This is a genomic window from Microbacterium sp. STRO-1N, assembly GCF_057748015.1.
This window is the reverse complement of sequence record NZ_CM173234.1, coordinates 3,240,304-3,255,815: the sequence shown is the minus strand read 5'-3', so window position 1 is coordinate 3,255,815 and position 15,512 is coordinate 3,240,304. Positions and strand designations below refer to the sequence as shown.

The window sequence follows — 15,512 nt, the reverse complement described above, 5'->3', positions numbered from 1 at the left end:
TCAGGCGCGGAACGCGCGGAGCTGTTCGACGACCTCGTCGTCGGACACCTGCGCGAAGTCGATGTAGTGCATGCCGACGGACATCAGCGACTCGGGTGTGAGCACGCAGACCACCTCATCCGCCTCGGGGACGTGGGCTGCGGCATCCGGCGGGGCGACCGGGACAGCCAGGACGACATGCGCGGCGCCTCGCGTCCGAGCGATCGCGCACCCGGCCCGCGCCGTCGCACCGGTCGCGATGCCGTCGTCGACGACGACGGCCGTTCGGCCGGCGAGTTCAGGAGCCGGACGGCCTTCACGCAGCAGGCCGACGCGGCGTTCCACCTCGCCGCCCTCGCGTTCACGGGCGGCCGCGACGGCGGATGCCGAGATCGAGCCCATGCCGATGACGTCGTCGTTGAGCACGGTGGCGCCGTCTTCGCCGATCGCGCCCATTGCGACTTCTTCGTGGCCGGGCACGCCGAGCTTGCGTACGACGAGCACGTCGAATTCCGTGTCCAGTGCGCGGGCGACCTCCGCAGCGACCGGCACGCCACCTCGAGGGAGCGCCAGGACGATGGGATCCTCCCAGTCGCGCTCGGTCAACCGTGCGGCCAGTCGCCGTCCGGCATCCTTCCGATCCGTGAACCTCTCCATCTCGCCTCCTGCTTCCGGCTTACGCCCGAGGACAGGATGGGTCAAGCCCCGGTCGAGGTGTCCTGTTCGCCGGCGAGCTCGTATCGGAGGTCCGCGTTCTCGTCCTCCAGTTCGAGCACGCGCCGGATGCCGGCGAGGTTCACGCCCTCGCTGCGCAGGTCGGTGACGCGGCGCAGGCGTTCGACGTCGTCGTCGCTGTAGCGGCGTGTGCCGCCATCGCTGCGGGACGGTGTGAGCAGCCCCTTGGCCTCGAACAGGCGGAGCGAGGCCTCGGGCACGCCGGACAATTGCGCGGCGACGGCGATGCCGTACAGCGGGGTGCTCGAATCTCGCTGAACCATGCTGAGAATTTCCTCACTCGAACTTGCAGATCATCTCGAATCGTCCTATAAAAAATATACAGCTGAAACTGCAGATTATCTGCAGAGACCAAGCTGAGTCACTGAAGACGAAAGGAGAACGCTCATGGCAATGACAATCGATCCCCTCAGCCAGCTCGACCGGTTCGCAGCGGCCGTGCTCGACTCCGCCCGGTCCCCGCGGGTGATGCCGGTGGATCTCTTCCGAGACGGCGACCGGTACGTGCTCTGCGCGGATCTGCCCGGGGTGGACCCGGGGACGATCGACGTGGACGTCGACGGCGGCCAGCTGTCGATCCGCGCTCAGCGCACCGGAGACGTCCGAGACGGCGTCCGCTGGCTCGCGCGCGAGCGCACCACCGGCAACTACCTGCGCCAGTTCACGCTGGGTGACGGTGTGGACATCGACGGGATCAGCGCGTCGTACGAGAGCGGCGTGCTGTCCGTCATCATTCCGGTGAACGAGCGGGCCAAGCCGCGCAAGATCGCGATCGAGTCCCGCGACGAGCGCCAGGCCGTCACGGCCTGACCCGCCGGCCGGATCCCGGATGCCGGGGTGGCCGCCCCACCCCGGCATCCTCACCCTGATCAGAGAGGAGCATCATCATGGCCGTATCCCCCGCACTCGACGCCTTCCTCGCGAGCATGGAGTACCCCGCGACGAAGGACGACCTCCTCCGGGAAGCAGCCCGAGAAGGACTCGACCCGCGGGAGCGTGCGAGGTTGGAGCACCTGCCGGAGCAGAGCTTCAGCGCCCGCTGGCACATCCGGTACCACCTCGCGCATCGTGCCCTGGACGACGTCACAGCGGCAGCGCGTGCGCTCGCGACCGCCTGACCGGAGGCCTCGAGAACCTTTCTCGCCGATGAGACCCGCCGTATCCACGTCGATGCGGCGGGGTCTCGCCGTTGTCGGGAGGCCCGGCCGCCGGGGGTGGATCATCGGACCGGGCGATACCCTGACCGCATGGATGCCGAGCTGTTCTACGTCCTCGTCGGTGCGATCTCCGTGGCGGCCTTCGCCCGATGGCGAGGATGGCCCGCCCCGCTGCTGGTGACGGTCGTTGCGCTCGCGGTGTCCTTCCTGCCGTTCGTGCCCGAGCTGGAGATCGACGGGCATGTGCTGCTGAACCTCGTGCTGCCGCCGCTGCTGTACTCGGCGGCGCTTGATGTGTCGTTCGTCGGATTCAAGCGGAGCCTGCCGCAGATCCGTCGGCTGGGCATCTGGCTGGTCCTCATCACCGCCCTGGTCGTCGGGCTGGTCGCGTGGCTGATCTTCCCGTCGCTGACCCTCCCCGGTGCTCTGCTGCTGGGGGCGATCGTCGCGCCGCCGGATGCCGTGTCCGCCGCCGCGATCGGTCGGAAGCTCGGCCTGCCGCGCCGGGTGATGACGGTGCTGTCGGGTGAGAGCCTCATCAACGACGCGACATCGCTGACGCTGTACCGGGTGTTCGCGGCGATCGTGCTCGGGGCAACCGTCAGCGTGCCGGACGGCGTCTGGCAGTTCGTCGTCGCCGTGGTCCTCGGCGTCGCGGTGGGGCTCGTCTTCGGCATCCTGCTGCACCAGCTTCGGGTGCGGATCTCGGACCCGGTCGTGATCGGCACGTTCGGGTTGCTCGTGCCATTCGGCGCGTACGCGATCGCCGAGCATCTGGGCGGCTCCGGCGTGCTCGCGGTCGTCGCCATGGGCCTGTACGTCGGGTACAACGCGCCGCTGACCGATTACACGACCCGGCAGCAGGAGGCGCCGCTGTGGCTGTCGGCGGACTTCCTGCTGGAGAGTTTCGTGTTCGCCTACATCGGGCTGCAGCTGCCGCGTGTCATCAGTGATGTGGGCAGTGAGTCGGTCGGCGAGATCCTCATGCTCGCCGGCGTCGTGCTGGTGGTCGTGCTGGTGGTGCGTCCGGCGTACATCTATCCGGCGCATGCGTGGGCGGTCTGGATGCAGCGGGCACGACTGCGGCGCTGGGAGAAGGCGCTCGCCTCGGGGGAATGGGAGCGCAGAGAACGACGGGAAGGGGAGCGGAGCGAGCAGTTCGCGGCGAAGCATCCGGAGCGGGCCGGTCGGCGCGAGCGCAGGCGTGCGACGCCCGAGGAGGTCCGCGCTCGGCTCACGGAACCGGCGCTCAGTTGGAAGGACAACGCCGTCATCTCGTGGGCCGGCATGCGCGGCGTGGTGACGTTGGCGACGGCGCTCGCCGCAGCCGACCTCGCCGAGCTGGATGCCGAGGCGTCCCACGCGATCGTCGTCGTCGCGTTCGTCGTCACGGTCGGCACGCTGCTGCTACAGGGGCTGACGCTGCCGGTGCTGATCAGGGGACTCGGTGTCGCGAGCGATGTGGACGAGGAACAGGATGCCGCGGAGCTCGCCGCAGTGCGGGCGCGGACCAGGCAGGCGGGCGCGGAGTTCCTGGAGCGCGAGCGGCGGGAGTGGGCGCGGGAGCACGGTGAAGCCGATCTGTCGCTCTTCGACGCGTTCGCGAAGCGGATGACGAAGGTCGAGAAGGACACCGACCAGGCGCAGGAGACCGAGGATGCCGCGACGCGTCCGACCTACGAGGACCTCGTCGCACTGTCGAAGGGCTGGCTGCATGTGCGGCGCGAGATCCTGCTGCAGGAGCGGGATGCCGGCAACCTCGACGAGGAGCTCATGCGCGAGCTGATCACCGCGATGGATGCCGAGGAGCTGGCCCTGGACACCCGGGGCGCCACGCGCCCCCAGTCCCGGGCGTAGATGGATCGTTCGTTGAGCGAGGACGGCACCCCTCGTTCGTTGAGCGAGCGGAGCGAGACGAAACGGGGTGACTGCTGATCAGCAGTCACCCCGTCTCTCTTTCGCGAAGGAGCGTCAGCGGACCCCGGCGGGCTGCGCCTCGGCATCCTTCTCCGGGGCATCCGACTCGCCGGCGGAGTCATCCGCGAACGGAAGGCCCTCGCGGGGCGCGTTGTAGAGGTCCTCGTCGAGGATGCCCTCGCGCTTGGCGACGATCGTCGGGACGAGTGCCTGACCGGCGACGTTGACCGCGGTGCGGCCCATGTCGAGGATCGGGTCGATCGCGAGGAGCAGGCCGACGCCCTCAAGGGGCAGGCCGAGCGTCGACAGCGTGAGGGTCAGCATGACGACGGCGCCCGTGGTTCCCGCGGTCGCGGCCGAGCCGAGCACCGAGACGACGACGATCAGCAGGTACTGGAAGAAGTCCAGTTGGATGCCGAAGAACTGCGCGACGAAGATCGCGGCGATCGCGGGGTAGATCGCGGCGCAGCCGTCCATCTTGGTGGTGGCGCCGAGCGGCACGGCGAACGAGGCGTACGAGGAAGGCACGCCGAGGTTGCGCTCGGTGACGCGCTCGGTGAGCGGCAGGGTGCCGATCGAGGAGCGGCTGACGAAGGCCAGCTGCACCGCGGGCCACACGCCCGAGAAGTACTGCTTGATCGAGAGGCCGTTGGTGCGGATCAGGATCGGGTAGACGACGAACAGGACGAGGGCGAGGCCGATGTAGACGGCGCCGGCGAACCAGCCGAGGCCGACGAGCTTGTCCCAGCCGTACTTGATGACGGCGGAGCCGATGAGGCCGAACGTTCCGATCGGGGCGATGCGGATGATCCACCACAACACGCGCTGGATGACCTTGAGCAGCGACTCGGTGAAGACGAGGAACGGCTCGGCCTTCTTGCCGGCCTTGAGCGCTGCGATGCCGATGACGGCAGCGACGACGATGACCTGCAGGATGTTGAAGCCGACGCTGGAGGAGAAGGTTCCGTCGACGGCGCCGGGGCCGGTGGAGACGGTCAGGCCGAGGAAGTTCTGCGGGATGATCCCGAGAAGGAAGTTCCACCAGGTGCCGACCGTGTACGGGTCGCCGGGCTCGAGGCCCTCACCGGCGCGTGCGCCCGGCTGGATGACGAGGCCGAGCACGATGCCGATGATCACGGCGATGAACGCGGTGATGCAGAACCACAGGATGGTCTGGCCGGCCAGGCGCGCGGCGTTCTGCACGCGGCGCAGGTTCGAGATGCTGGCGACGATGGCGGTGAAGATCAGCGGGACGACGGCCGCACGCAGGATCGTGACGTATGAGCTGCCGATCTTGTCGAGCGTGTCGGACAGGATCGTCGGGTTCTCGGCGGAGGCGCCCAGCTGGCGGCCGATGAGTCCGGCGACGATGCCGAGGACGAGGGCCGCGATGATCTGGAAGCCGAAGGATGTCAGCAGCTTGCGCGCGGGGCTACGGGTATCTGGCGCCTTCTGGGCGCGGGAGGTGGTGCTCATGGAGACTCCGAATCCTGGGCGTGCCGGGGCGCACGCCGATGGGAGTCAACGCTAAGCCGTTCAGCGTATTCCCAGGGTCGATATGACGAACGGTGACGGATGCCGAAGCATCCGTCACCGTTCGAAGAGGTGTCTCAGCGGGAGGTCACTCCGCGGGAGCCGCGCACGTCTGGACGGCTTCGGTCATCGTCGTGGAGACGAGGTCGTACGTCTCCTGCGAGCTCTGCTCGTCCTTGCCCTCGGCGAGGTTGGCGAGGTCCTGGTCGGGGATGTCGGAGGCGATCAGTTCGTCCGAGATGCAGTCGACCTGGTCGGCTGTCAGCTGATCGTCCTCGCCGTCGCCGACAGTGATGCCGCCGTCTTCGAGGATCATCGTGACGCCCTCGCTGAGTTCTGAGGTCGAGGGGCGCTCAGCGGCCGAGCCGCCGCACGCTGCAAGAGAGAACGCCAGTGCCGCGATCGGCACAGCGGTGAGGAGGCGGGTACGCAGTTTCCGGTCGCTGTTCATGGCAACAACGGTAGCGCGTTCTCAGCTGATTGATAGGTGTGGGTGGTGGGGAGAAGTGCCCATGCGGCGTGAACGTGGCGGGCGCTCGACGAACGAACGTCTTGTGCTGAAACCGCAAGAGGCGGACACTGGTGTCGAGCCACCGCCCCCTGTGTCTCGACGTTGAGAGTCCATCGGATCTCACTGACCACGGCGCGGTGGCTCCTCTACGCCAGCACGAGCAGCTCGCCCACCTCGCACTCGAGCGCATCGCAGATCGCTCGCAACGTGGAGTACCGGATCGCCCTTGCTCGATCGTTCTTCAGAACCGACAGGTTCACGATCGAAACGCCCACCCGGGCGCTCAGCTCCGTCAGCGTCATCCCGCGCTCGGCAAGCAGTTCATCGAGTCGGCAGTGGATGCCGGTGAACTCGTCGTCGGAGTCGGCCGGAGTCATACCAGCCCCTCTGTCTCGCGCTCGAGCTGATCCCGCTCGGCCTGCAGACGGCTGCCCTGGCTGAACACCGCAGCCAGGGCGGCAAGCCCGAGAGCGCCGACGAAAGGCAGCGGTGTCAGAGTGAGCTGGAAACTCATCGGGTACCACTCGGATCCCTCGTCGAACACTTCCCGGAGGCCGACGGTCGCGGCAATGCTGCTGAGCAACTCCGAGGCGATCCCCAGAACCACGACGCAGATCGCTCCCGTGTACAGCACCCGCGTGACGGTGCGGGAGAACGTGCGCCCTCGAAGGGTCTGGAAGCAGATCGCCGCGAGCATGGCGGCGGGAATCGTGGTGAATGCCAACGTGCACAGTTGCGCGGCTGTCGCGAGCGTCCTGAGCCCGAGCGAAGCGCCTCCGACGGTGAAGTCGGCGAAGTTGCTCCCGCCGCACGACAGGGTTCCCGGGGCTCCGGACGATGAGCACGGGATGTCGTCGGGCCAGCCGATCCAGATCGTCGTCGTGCCGTTCAACTCTGCCCAGTCGACCGTGAACGCCTTCACGATGATGATGAGTGCGCCAACGGCCGACAGCATCACCCATAGGCCCGAGACCGTCAGTGCGGCATCCAACGCGATGGTCCTGCTGCCCCGACGACGACCTCGCCAGATGGCCAAGCCGACGATGGCTGCGATCGCGATCAAGGCCAACGCGATCCAGCCGAGCGAAGCCAGCAGCTCTCCTCCTGCGGTGACCATCAGACGAGCCCTTCCGTTTCCTTCTGAAGTCGGATGCCGCGGCGGAACGCGACCGCGATGAGACCGACAGCGATACCACCGGCGACCACCGGGATCGCCGCCCAGAATTCGATCGGATGCACGGTCTCGCCCCCGCCGAATCCGGCCGCCGCCAGCACGCCGTTGCGTGCGATGTTGTCCAGACCGACGATCACCAAGGGGGCGATCGACAGCATCCAGCCCATGATCGTGAACGCCCACGCGTTCCCTCGGACGAAGACGCGGCCTCGCAGGAAGTTCGACGCCACGAGCATGACTGCCCCGATGACCACAAGCGCCGTCAGCGCCCACAGGACGATGCCGCCGATGATCGCGGCGACAGCGCCCGCGTTCACATCGGTGGCGAAGATCATCGCCTCCTGCGCAATGCCGTCGATTGCGATCGCGCCGGACTCCGCGGTGGCCTCGATCGGCTGCTCATCGATCGGTATCGTCCAGGCGATGCTGTCGTCGCGGAACACGCCGGCCGCCCGGAGCCACGTGCCGATCCCCACGATGACGGCCGCACCGACGCCGTAGAGGAGGACGGTGAACGCGTCTGCGCGCTCTGATCGGGTGGGTTCCATCAGACCAACCCCTCCGTATCCTTCTGCAGTCGCTGCCCCACTTCGAAAGCCGTCGCGACCAGCGCCAGCGCGATGCCCCAGCCGATCGGGGCGGGGTCGAGCTGGTACAGGAACATCCAGAACATGCCTGCCTCGGACGAGGGGAGCTGCTCCACCACTTGGGCGCGGGCGATCGCCCCCAGAAGAGGACCGAACATGCCCGCGACCACCAAGGCGATCGCGGCGGTTCCCAGAACCGAGGGCATCGACGTCCGGAACGCGCGTTGACGGATCAGCGACAGTCCGAGCCACCACAGCGACATGCAGACGATGACGGTCGCCAGCGCCGGCAGCGCGTTCTCGCCCCACAGCAGCCAACGGGTCCCGGTGCCCAGAGTGTCGAAAGACACGAGTGACTGCGTGTACTCCGCAGAGGCCACGCCAGCGGCATCCGCGATGGCACCCATCGGCGCATCGTGCACCGGCAGAGAGACCGGCACCGGCGACCCGAAGATCTCGAAAGCAGCGCCCGTCGCGCCGACCACGGCGGCGATGGCGATACTCACGGCGCCTGTGGCGACGACCCCGAGGGTCACGGCTTCCAGACGGGAATGCTTGGTGTTGCGACTCATCATCCACCCCTTATCGATAGTCGTTGTTATCGATGGTCGTTAACATAACGACAGTCGATAAGGAGTGTCAAGACCCCGCCCCCAGGTGCTATGCCCACGGCGAACACGGGCATACAGCTTCTTCTGCGTGGTTACTCTCGATGTACAAGCTTCGCCACGTGCGAACCACGTGCGAACCAAGGAGTGAACATGTTCGAGAGATTCACGGACCGAGCCCGTCGAGTGGTCGTCCTCGCCCAAGAAGAGGCGAAGATGCTCAACCACAACTACATCGGAACCGAGCACATTCTGCTCGGCCTCATCCACGAGGGCGAGGGCGTCGCCGCCAAGGCGCTCGAAAGTCTCGGCATCTCGCTCGACGCGGTGCGCGAGCAGGTGCAGGACATCATCGGCCAGGGCCAGCAGCAGCCGACCGGCCACATCCCCTTCACGCCCCGTGCCAAGAAGGTGCTCGAGCTGAGCCTGCGCGAAGCGCTGCAGCTCGGCCACAACTACATCGGCACCGAGCACATCCTGCTCGGCCTCATCCGCGAGGGTGAGGGCGTCGCGGCCCAGGTGCTGGTCAAGCTCGGCGCCGACCTGAACAAGGTCCGCCAGCAGGTCATCCAGCTGCTCTCCGGCGCCCCCGGTCGCGAGCCGGCAGCCGTCGGCGCGCAGACGCACGAGACCCAGTCGGGCGCTCAGGGCGGCTCGCAGGTTCTCGACCAGTTCGGTCGCAACCTGACCCAGGCCGCGCGCGACAACAAGCTCGACCCGGTGATCGGGCGCGAGAAGGAGGCGGAGCGGGTCATGCAGATCCTCTCCCGTCGTTCCAAGAACAACCCCGTCCTGATCGGCGAGCCGGGTGTCGGAAAGACGGCCGTCGTCGAGGGCCTCGCGCAGGCCATCGTCAAGGGCGATGTGCCCGAGACGCTGAAGGACAAGCAGCTCTACTCGCTCGACCTCGGCTCGCTCATCGCCGGGTCCCGCTACCGCGGTGACTTCGAGGAGCGCCTGAAGAAGGTCACCAAGGAGATCCGCACGCGCGGCGACATCATCGTCTTCATCGACGAGATCCACACCCTCGTGGGTGCGGGCGCCGCCGAGGGCGCGATCGACGCCGCCAGCATCCTGAAGCCGCTGCTCGCCCGAGGCGAGCTGCAGACGATCGGTGCGACCACGCTCGACGAGTACCGCAAGCACTTCGAGAAGGATGCCGCGCTCGAGCGCCGCTTCCAGCCGGTGCAGGTCAACGAGCCGAGCCTCCCGCACGCGATCAACATCCTCAAGGGTCTCCGTGACCGCTACGAGGCGCACCATAAGGTGCAGATCACGGATGGCGCGCTCGTCGCGGCGGCCAACCTCGCCGACCGCTACGTCAGCGACCGCTTCCTGCCGGACAAGGCGATCGACCTGATCGATGAGGCCGGCGCACGCTTGCGGCTCAGCATCCTGTCCTCTCCGCCCGAGCTGCGGGAGTTCGACGACAAGATCGCGAAGGTCCGCGAGCAGAAGGAAGCCGCCTCCGAGGAGCAGGACTTCGAGAAGGCCGCATCCCTGCGCGACGAGGAGAAGGGCCTGCTCGCCGAGCGGCTCCGCCTCGAGAAGCAGTGGCGTTCGGGCGACGTCGCGACCCAGGCGGTCGTCGACGAGGGCCTGATCGCCGAAGTGCTCGCACAGGCCACCGGCATCCCGGTGTTCAAGCTGACAGAAGAGGAGTCCAGCCGACTCGTCTTCATGGAGAAGGCGCTGCACCAGCGCGTCATCGGGCAGGAGGAGGCCATCGCGGCCCTGTCCCGCACGATCCGGCGCCAGCGCGCGGGCCTCAAGGACCCGAAGCGTCCCTCCGGCTCGTTCATCTTCGCCGGCCCGACCGGCGTCGGAAAGACCGAGCTCGCCAAGGCGCTCGCGGAGTTCCTGTTCGACGACGAGGGCGCGCTCATCTCGCTCGACATGAGCGAGTTCGGTGAGAAGCACACCGTCTCGCGGCTGTTCGGTGCCCCCCCAGGGTTCGTCGGCTTCGAAGAGGGCGGCCAGCTCACCGAGAAGGTGCGTCGCAAGCCGTTCAGCGTGGTCCTCTTCGACGAGATCGAGAAGGCCCACCCTGATATCTTCAACTCGCTGCTGCAGATCCTCGAAGAGGGTCGCCTGACCGACGGTCAGGGTCGGATCGTGGACTTCAAGAACACGGTCATCATCATGACCACGAACCTCGGATCGTCTGCGATCGCCGGAGGCCCGGTGGGCTTCCAGATCGAGGGCAACGCGCAGACCAGCTACGAGCGGATGAAGGGCAAGGTCGACGAAGAGCTCAAGCGGCACTTCAAGCCCGAGTTCCTCAACCGCGTCGACGACGTCATCGTCTTCCCGCAGCTGTCGAAGGAGGAGCTCGTGCAGATCGTGGATCTGTTCGTGAAGCGCCTCAGCGACCGCCTGCTGGACCGCGACATGACGGTCGAGCTGTCGCAGGCCGCCAAGGAGCGCCTCATCGAGGTCGGCTTCGACCCGGCGCTCGGTGCCCGGCCGCTGCGCCGCGCGATGCAGCGTGAGATCGAGGACCAGCTGTCCGAGAAGATCCTGCACGGCGAGCTCAGCGCCGGAGACCACGTCAAGGTGGACTCGGCCGACGGCAAGTTCCTGTTCGAGACCAAGCCGCGCGGCGAGAAGGTCTCGGTCGGGATCAACACCGGCGGTGGAGCGATCTCCGGAACGCCCGACCTGGCTGTCGCCAGCGGAGAGTGATCTGAACGACGAAGGGCGGATGCTGAGGCATCCGCCCTTCGTCGTATCCGGGCCGTGACGGGCGTCAGTCGTTCCAGGACCAGATGTCGTCTCCGCGCAGCGTCGCGTCCGCGCCGCCGTCGTCGTAGATCACCTGTCCGGCCAGGTGGCTGTTCTCGACGCTCGTCAGCCAGATCAGCAGGTTCGCGATCGACTCCGGAGGCTGGTGGCCGTTCAGCGGCATCGGCACGGCGGCGTCCACCATCGCACGGCCCTCGGCTGTTTCGAGCAGCCCCGCGGTCATGGGCGTCACGACGGTACCCGGTGCCACGGCGTTCAGCGGGATGCCGGCACCCGCCCATTCCGGCGTGATCGAAGTGCGGCGCACCCAGCGGGCGAGCGCACGCTTCGAGGCCGGGTAGACGAGGTAACCCAGCTCGGGGCCCTGGGCCGTGAGCCCTTCCGCGATGCGCAGCGCCTCCGCCTCGTCACCGGACAGGGCGGCCTCGACCATCTCGGGCGAGTTCGGCTGGAGTGATGCCATCGACGACACGACGGCGGCGCGCGGTGCCGCAGACGTCGCGAGAGCGGGGCGCAGGTGCTCGAGCAGTTCCGTGACGCCGAAGTAGTTCACCGAGATCGTCTTCGGGATGGGTGCCGAGATGCCCGCGCACGCGATGACGGCGTCGATGGTTCCACCGGCGATTTCGACGGCGCGGGCGGCCGCATCGATGCGTCCCTGCGCGGTCGACAGATCGGCCTCGACGTCAGCGCCTCGTAGATCGACGCCGATCACGCGCTCGCCGCGTTCGTTCAAGAGCTTCGCCGTGGTGGCGCCGATGCCGGATGCCGATCCGGTCACGACATACGTGCGTGCCATTGTGTCCTCCGTTTCATGACCGCGTCGGCGGCCTTCCTTCGCCGATCGCGGTTGCGGTCGGGATGTCTGTCAGGGCCTCGACGAATCGCGTGAGCTGGGGGACGAACAGCGCCGCCTCCGCACGCTCCCATCCGGACAGCGCGTCCGTCACCATCGACAGTCCCTGCGCGACCAGACGTTCGTGGACGTCGTGGCCGGTCGCGGACAGCCGGATGATCGAGGCGCGTGCATCCGTCGGGTCAGGGGCGCGCACGATCAGCCCTGCTCGCTCCAGCCGGCTCAGCTGCTTGCTCATGGTGGGCCGTGTCAGGCGCAGGGCGATCGCGAGATCGCCGGCCCGTGCGGGGCCCTCGAGGCCGAGCACGTAGAGCGGTGGAATGTCGATCGGGTCCACATCGACGCCGGCTGCGGCTGCGACGGCATACTGCGTGCCCGCTGACGACCAGTGCGTCGTGAGGCGCGTGAGGGCGGTCAGGAGCTCCGGCAGATGCGATCCCATCTCGTCAGCGTACGCCCGATAGTTGCCAGAGGCAATTAAATTGCTCGGGCGATGTGCACGGAGTGCCCAGCCGACGAGTTCTAGGCTGGATGCCGTGAGCTATACCGTCCGCCCCGCGCGCAGCGCCGACATCCTCGGCATCCATCGCCTGCTGGAGCCGATGGTGGACCGACGCATCCTGCTCGGCAAGGACCTCGCGGTCCTCTACGGCGCAACCCAGGAGTTCGTGGTCGCCGAGCGCGACGGGGAACTGATCGGCTGCGGCGCGCTGCACGTGATGTGGGAGGACCTCGGCGAGATCCGCACGCTGCTCGTCCGCGAGGACTGGCTGCACCACGGCGTCGGAGGCGCGATCGTCAGCGCCCTCGAGGACCGGGCCGTCCAGCTCGGGCTGACCCGACTGTTCTGCCTCACCTTCGAGGTCGAGTTCTTCACGCGCCGCGGCTTCGCGCCCATCGGCGAGCAGGTCGTCGACCCGGACGTCTACTCGCAGCTGCTGCGCAGCCCCGACGAAGGCGTTGCTGAGTTCCTCGATCTCGCTCACGTCAAGCCGAACACGCTCGGGAACACCCGGATGCTGAAGGAACTGTGATGGCCAAGCGCACCGCAGCGGTGTATCGCCGCCGACGACTGGCCGTCGTGCTCGTCCTGCTGCTCGTGATCGCTCTGGTCGCGGCAGGAGCCTGGGCGCTGATCGCGCGCCCGTGGGAGGCGCCGGAGGCGACCCCCGACCTCACGACCAGCCAGACGACGACGCCGGAGAGCCCGTCGCCGACCGCCGTTGACACGCCGACGCCGTCGGCATCCGAGACCCCGGGCATCGTCGCCTGCGAGGCCGCCGACATCGAAGTGCTCGCCGTGACGGATGCCGAGACGTACGCACCCGAACAGCTTCCGCAGCTGTCGATCTCGTTGACCAACAAGGGAGCGACGGATTGCACGATCGACGTCGGAACCGCGACCCAGCGTTTCGAGATCACGAGCGGGAATGACCTGTGGTGGCGATCCACGGATTGCCAGGCAGAATCGAGCAGCATGATCGTGACGCTCACGGCCGGCCAGACGGTGCCGAGCGCGACGCCTCTGGTCTGGGACCGAACGCGGTCGAGCACGACGACCTGCGACGACGAGAACCGGCAGCGTGCGCCTGCTGGCGGGGCGTCGTATCACGTGGCCGTCTCGATCGGCGGGTTCGACAGCGCGGGCACGCGCCAGATCATTCTGCAGTGACGGCCTGAAGCGAGAAGCGTTTCGACGTGCAGGGCTGACTTCCCAGGGTGTTTGGGATACCATAGAGATGACTCTCGGAACTGATTCGGTGTTCATGCCATCCCCAGTGGCGTCGTATTCAGCGTCCCCAGCGCTTCGACACTCACCGATCGAGAGTCCGAGGGCCCTTTCGAGTACCCCAGTCCCCAATGGAGGACTCGAGAGGGCCCCACATCCTTAAGATGGATGCATGGCTCGTAAGAAGACCGCGAAGAAGCCCGCACCCGAGGACTTCCGCTCCGAGGCACTCGCCACGGCGCTCGAGAAGCAGGATGTGGCCGCGGTCGCTCTGGCACTGCGGCACGGCATCACCGTCGTGCCGCTGGTCAAGCCCGGCGCCAGGGACAACCCGCTCGACAGCGGTGAGGTCTGGACGTACCGCGACCCCCACACAGGCGACGTCGCGCTGCTGCTGTTCAGCGACGCGAAGAACAAGCCGGCGAACCTTCCGCCCGGCGTGGGCATCTACTCGGCGGACTGGCTGCGGGCGTTCCTCGCGAAGCACGCCGACACCGTGACGACCGTTTTCCTCGACATCGCCGGGCCGCATCCGATGCAGGCGGAGCCGCAGGAACTGCTCAAGGCGCTCGCGTAGAACTCAGAACGGCGGAATGTCGTCGACGGGACGCGGGCGACGGCGATCCGCACGGACGTCATCGATCGCCGCGCGCAGCGTCTGGGATCGTTCGTCGACGACCCGCTCGTATCCCAGTCGCGCCGCTTCGCTGCGTCGCTGTGCGGCCTGGGTGACCGGGCGCACCTCGCCGGCGAGGCTGAGCTCGCCGACCGCGGCGATCGAGCGGGGCACCGAGATCTGCTCGATGGAGCCGGCGACGGCCAGGGCGATCGCGAGGTCGGCCGCCGGTTCGGTGAAGCGCACGCCGCCGACGGTCGAGACGTAGACGTCGAGGCTGCCGGTCGGGATCTGAGCACGACGCTCCAGGATCGCGAGGACCATCGCCACGCGCGACCCGTCGAGCCCGTGCACGACGCGACGTGGGTTCGGGCCGGACGCCTTGATCGTCAGCGCCTGCACTTCGACCGGCATCGCGCGCCGCCCCTCGAGCGCGATCGCGACGCACGTGCCCGGCTCGGCAGCGCCCTGCGACAGGAACAGTCCGGACGGGTCGGGAACCTCGCGGATCCCGTCCCCGGCCATCTCGAAGCAGCCCACCTCGTCGGTCGGCCCGAAACGGTTCTTCAGTGCACGGATGAACCGCAGCGAGGTCTGCCGGTCGCCTTCGAAATGGCATACGACGTCCACGAGATGCTCGAGCATTCGCGGGCCGGCGATCTGGCCGTCCTTGGTCACATGGCCGACGATGATGATCGGGAGGCTGCGTTCCTTCGCCACGCGGATGAGCGTCGCCGCGACCTCGCGCACCTGGCTCGGCTGCCCGGCGGCGCCGTCGATCAGCGACGATGCCACGGTCTGCACGGAGTCCACGATCACGAGCTCGGGCTGCACCGCGTCGATGTGCCCGAGGATCGTGGCGAGGTCGGTCTCGCTGGCCAGATACAGCTCGTCGTGCAGCGCCCCGGTGCGCTCGGCGCGCAGGCGCACCTGCGCCGGTGACTCCTCGGCGCTGGCATACAGCACGCGCCGCCCCGCCCGCGCCGACTGCGCGGCGACCTCGAGCAGTAGCGTCGACTTGCCCACGCCCGGTTCGCCACTGAGCAGGATCGCCGCACCGGGCACGACGCCGCCGCCGAGCACGCGGTCGAACTCGCCGACCCCGCTCGTGCGCCGAGGCGATTCTGCCGTGGAGATCTGCGAGATCGGCCGGGCGGCACGATCTGCCGACGGTGCGAGCGCTGTCACCTGCGGGCGGGCGATCCCCACCGACGTCGCCTGCTCGACGACCGTGCCCCACTGCTGGCATTCGCCGCAGCGTCCCACCCACTTCGAGGCCGTCCACCCGCACTCCGTGCAGACGAAGGCCGGGGGAGCGGGACGGGTTCTTGCCATGGACTCAGGGTAGCCGCGGCATCCGACAAA

18 protein-coding genes are annotated in these 15,512 nt (G+C 67.8%); 7 read left to right on the top strand and 11 right to left on the bottom strand.

The features are described from left to right. Both AC3ANJ_RS15910 and AC3ANJ_RS15905 read right to left on the bottom strand, forming a co-directional pair. Complete coding sequence (locus tag AC3ANJ_RS15910; protein WP_488317135.1) at nucleotides 1–636, bottom strand: phosphoribosyltransferase; 636 nt, start codon at nucleotides 634–636, stop codon at nucleotides 1–3. Between the two features lie 41 nt (nucleotides 637–677). Continuing rightward, complete coding sequence (locus AC3ANJ_RS15905) at nucleotides 678–977, bottom strand: MerR family transcriptional regulator (RefSeq protein WP_488317134.1); 300 nt, start codon at nucleotides 975–977, stop codon at nucleotides 678–680. Between the two features lie 124 nt (nucleotides 978–1,101). Between AC3ANJ_RS15905 and AC3ANJ_RS15900 the strand changes: the two genes are divergently transcribed. The 3 genes from AC3ANJ_RS15900 to AC3ANJ_RS15890 all read left to right on the top strand — a co-directional run bounded on the left by AC3ANJ_RS15900 (nucleotide 1,102) and on the right by AC3ANJ_RS15890 (nucleotide 3,728). Beyond that, nucleotides 1,102–1,524, top strand: coding sequence for an Hsp20/alpha crystallin family protein (locus AC3ANJ_RS15900; RefSeq protein ID WP_488317133.1), 423 nt, complete (start codon nucleotides 1,102–1,104; stop codon nucleotides 1,522–1,524). 77 nt (nucleotides 1,525–1,601) lie between these two features. After that, a complete protein-coding gene (locus tag AC3ANJ_RS15895; RefSeq protein ID WP_488317132.1) occupies nucleotides 1,602–1,832 on the top strand; it encodes a DUF2795 domain-containing protein in 231 nt (76 codons plus the stop codon). A gap of 129 nt (nucleotides 1,833–1,961) precedes the next feature. Further along, nucleotides 1,962–3,728, top strand: a complete 1,767-nt coding sequence (locus tag AC3ANJ_RS15890) for a cation:proton antiporter (protein WP_488317131.1) — start codon at nucleotides 1,962–1,964, stop codon at nucleotides 3,726–3,728. A gap of 114 nt (nucleotides 3,729–3,842) precedes the next feature. On the opposite strand, the gene AC3ANJ_RS15885 is transcribed toward AC3ANJ_RS15890, so the two are convergent. From AC3ANJ_RS15885 to AC3ANJ_RS15860, 6 genes are all read right to left on the bottom strand, one after another. After that, nucleotides 3,843–5,264, bottom strand: a complete 1,422-nt coding sequence (locus tag AC3ANJ_RS15885) for a dicarboxylate/amino acid:cation symporter (protein WP_488317130.1) — start codon at nucleotides 5,262–5,264, stop codon at nucleotides 3,843–3,845. A 145-nt stretch (nucleotides 5,265–5,409) separates the two neighbouring features. Then, entirely contained in the window at nucleotides 5,410–5,772 is a 363-nt protein-coding gene (locus AC3ANJ_RS15880) for a hypothetical protein (protein ID WP_488317129.1), read from the bottom strand. A 206-nt stretch (nucleotides 5,773–5,978) separates the two neighbouring features. Then, the gene (locus AC3ANJ_RS15875) at nucleotides 5,979–6,209 is read right to left on the bottom strand and encodes a helix-turn-helix domain-containing protein (RefSeq protein ID WP_376176775.1); all 231 of its coding nucleotides are present in this window, start codon (nucleotides 6,207–6,209) and stop codon (nucleotides 5,979–5,981) included. Further along, nucleotides 6,206–6,949 (bottom strand): hypothetical protein, encoded by a 744-nt coding sequence (locus AC3ANJ_RS15870; protein ID WP_488317128.1) that lies wholly within the window; start codon nucleotides 6,947–6,949, stop codon nucleotides 6,206–6,208. The genes AC3ANJ_RS15875 and AC3ANJ_RS15870 overlap by 4 nt, the downstream gene beginning before the upstream one ends. Further along, entirely contained in the window at nucleotides 6,949–7,554 is a 606-nt protein-coding gene (locus AC3ANJ_RS15865) for a hypothetical protein (protein WP_488317127.1), read from the bottom strand. Before AC3ANJ_RS15865 ends, AC3ANJ_RS15870 begins: the two co-directional genes overlap by 1 nt. Then, nucleotides 7,554–8,165, bottom strand: a complete 612-nt coding sequence (locus AC3ANJ_RS15860; RefSeq protein ID WP_488317126.1) for a hypothetical protein — start codon at nucleotides 8,163–8,165, stop codon at nucleotides 7,554–7,556. The genes AC3ANJ_RS15865 and AC3ANJ_RS15860 overlap by 1 nt, the downstream gene beginning before the upstream one ends. Before the next feature lie 189 nt (nucleotides 8,166–8,354). Here AC3ANJ_RS15860 and AC3ANJ_RS15855 point away from each other — a divergent pair, with 189 nt between their 5' ends. Beyond that, the gene (locus AC3ANJ_RS15855; RefSeq protein WP_406248959.1) at nucleotides 8,355–10,886 is read left to right on the top strand and encodes an ATP-dependent Clp protease ATP-binding subunit; all 2,532 of its coding nucleotides are present in this window, start codon (nucleotides 8,355–8,357) and stop codon (nucleotides 10,884–10,886) included. 64 nt (nucleotides 10,887–10,950) lie between these two features. Here AC3ANJ_RS15855 and AC3ANJ_RS15850 read toward each other — a convergent pair whose 3' ends face one another. Together AC3ANJ_RS15850 and AC3ANJ_RS15845 are read right to left on the bottom strand one after the other, a co-directional pair. Next, on the bottom strand, nucleotides 10,951–11,745 hold the full coding sequence (locus AC3ANJ_RS15850) for an SDR family oxidoreductase (protein WP_488317125.1): 795 nt from the start codon (nucleotides 11,743–11,745) through the stop codon (nucleotides 10,951–10,953). A gap of 13 nt (nucleotides 11,746–11,758) precedes the next feature. Next, nucleotides 11,759–12,244, bottom strand: coding sequence for a MarR family winged helix-turn-helix transcriptional regulator (locus tag AC3ANJ_RS15845; protein WP_488317124.1), 486 nt, complete (start codon nucleotides 12,242–12,244; stop codon nucleotides 11,759–11,761). 94 nt (nucleotides 12,245–12,338) lie between these two features. On the opposite strand from AC3ANJ_RS15845, the gene AC3ANJ_RS15840 reads away from it, so the two are divergent. From AC3ANJ_RS15840 to AC3ANJ_RS15830, 3 genes are all read left to right on the top strand, one after another. After that, nucleotides 12,339–12,836: an amino-acid N-acetyltransferase gene (locus tag AC3ANJ_RS15840; RefSeq protein ID WP_406248962.1), complete on the top strand. Its 498-nt coding sequence runs from the start codon at nucleotides 12,339–12,341 to the stop codon at nucleotides 12,834–12,836. Beyond that, nucleotides 12,836–13,474: a hypothetical protein gene (locus AC3ANJ_RS15835; RefSeq protein WP_488317123.1), complete on the top strand. Its 639-nt coding sequence runs from the start codon at nucleotides 12,836–12,838 to the stop codon at nucleotides 13,472–13,474. The genes AC3ANJ_RS15840 and AC3ANJ_RS15835 overlap by 1 nt, the downstream gene beginning before the upstream one ends. A 229-nt stretch (nucleotides 13,475–13,703) precedes the next feature. Next, nucleotides 13,704–14,108: a dehydrogenase gene (locus tag AC3ANJ_RS15830; RefSeq protein WP_488317122.1), complete on the top strand. Its 405-nt coding sequence runs from the start codon at nucleotides 13,704–13,706 to the stop codon at nucleotides 14,106–14,108. Nucleotides 14,109–14,111: 3 nt separating this feature from the next. On the opposite strand, the gene radA is transcribed toward AC3ANJ_RS15830, so the two are convergent. After that, on the bottom strand, nucleotides 14,112–15,482 hold the full coding sequence (gene radA, locus AC3ANJ_RS15825) for a DNA repair protein RadA (protein WP_488317121.1): 1,371 nt from the start codon (nucleotides 15,480–15,482) through the stop codon (nucleotides 14,112–14,114). Nucleotides 15,483–15,512: the final 30 nt, after the last annotated feature.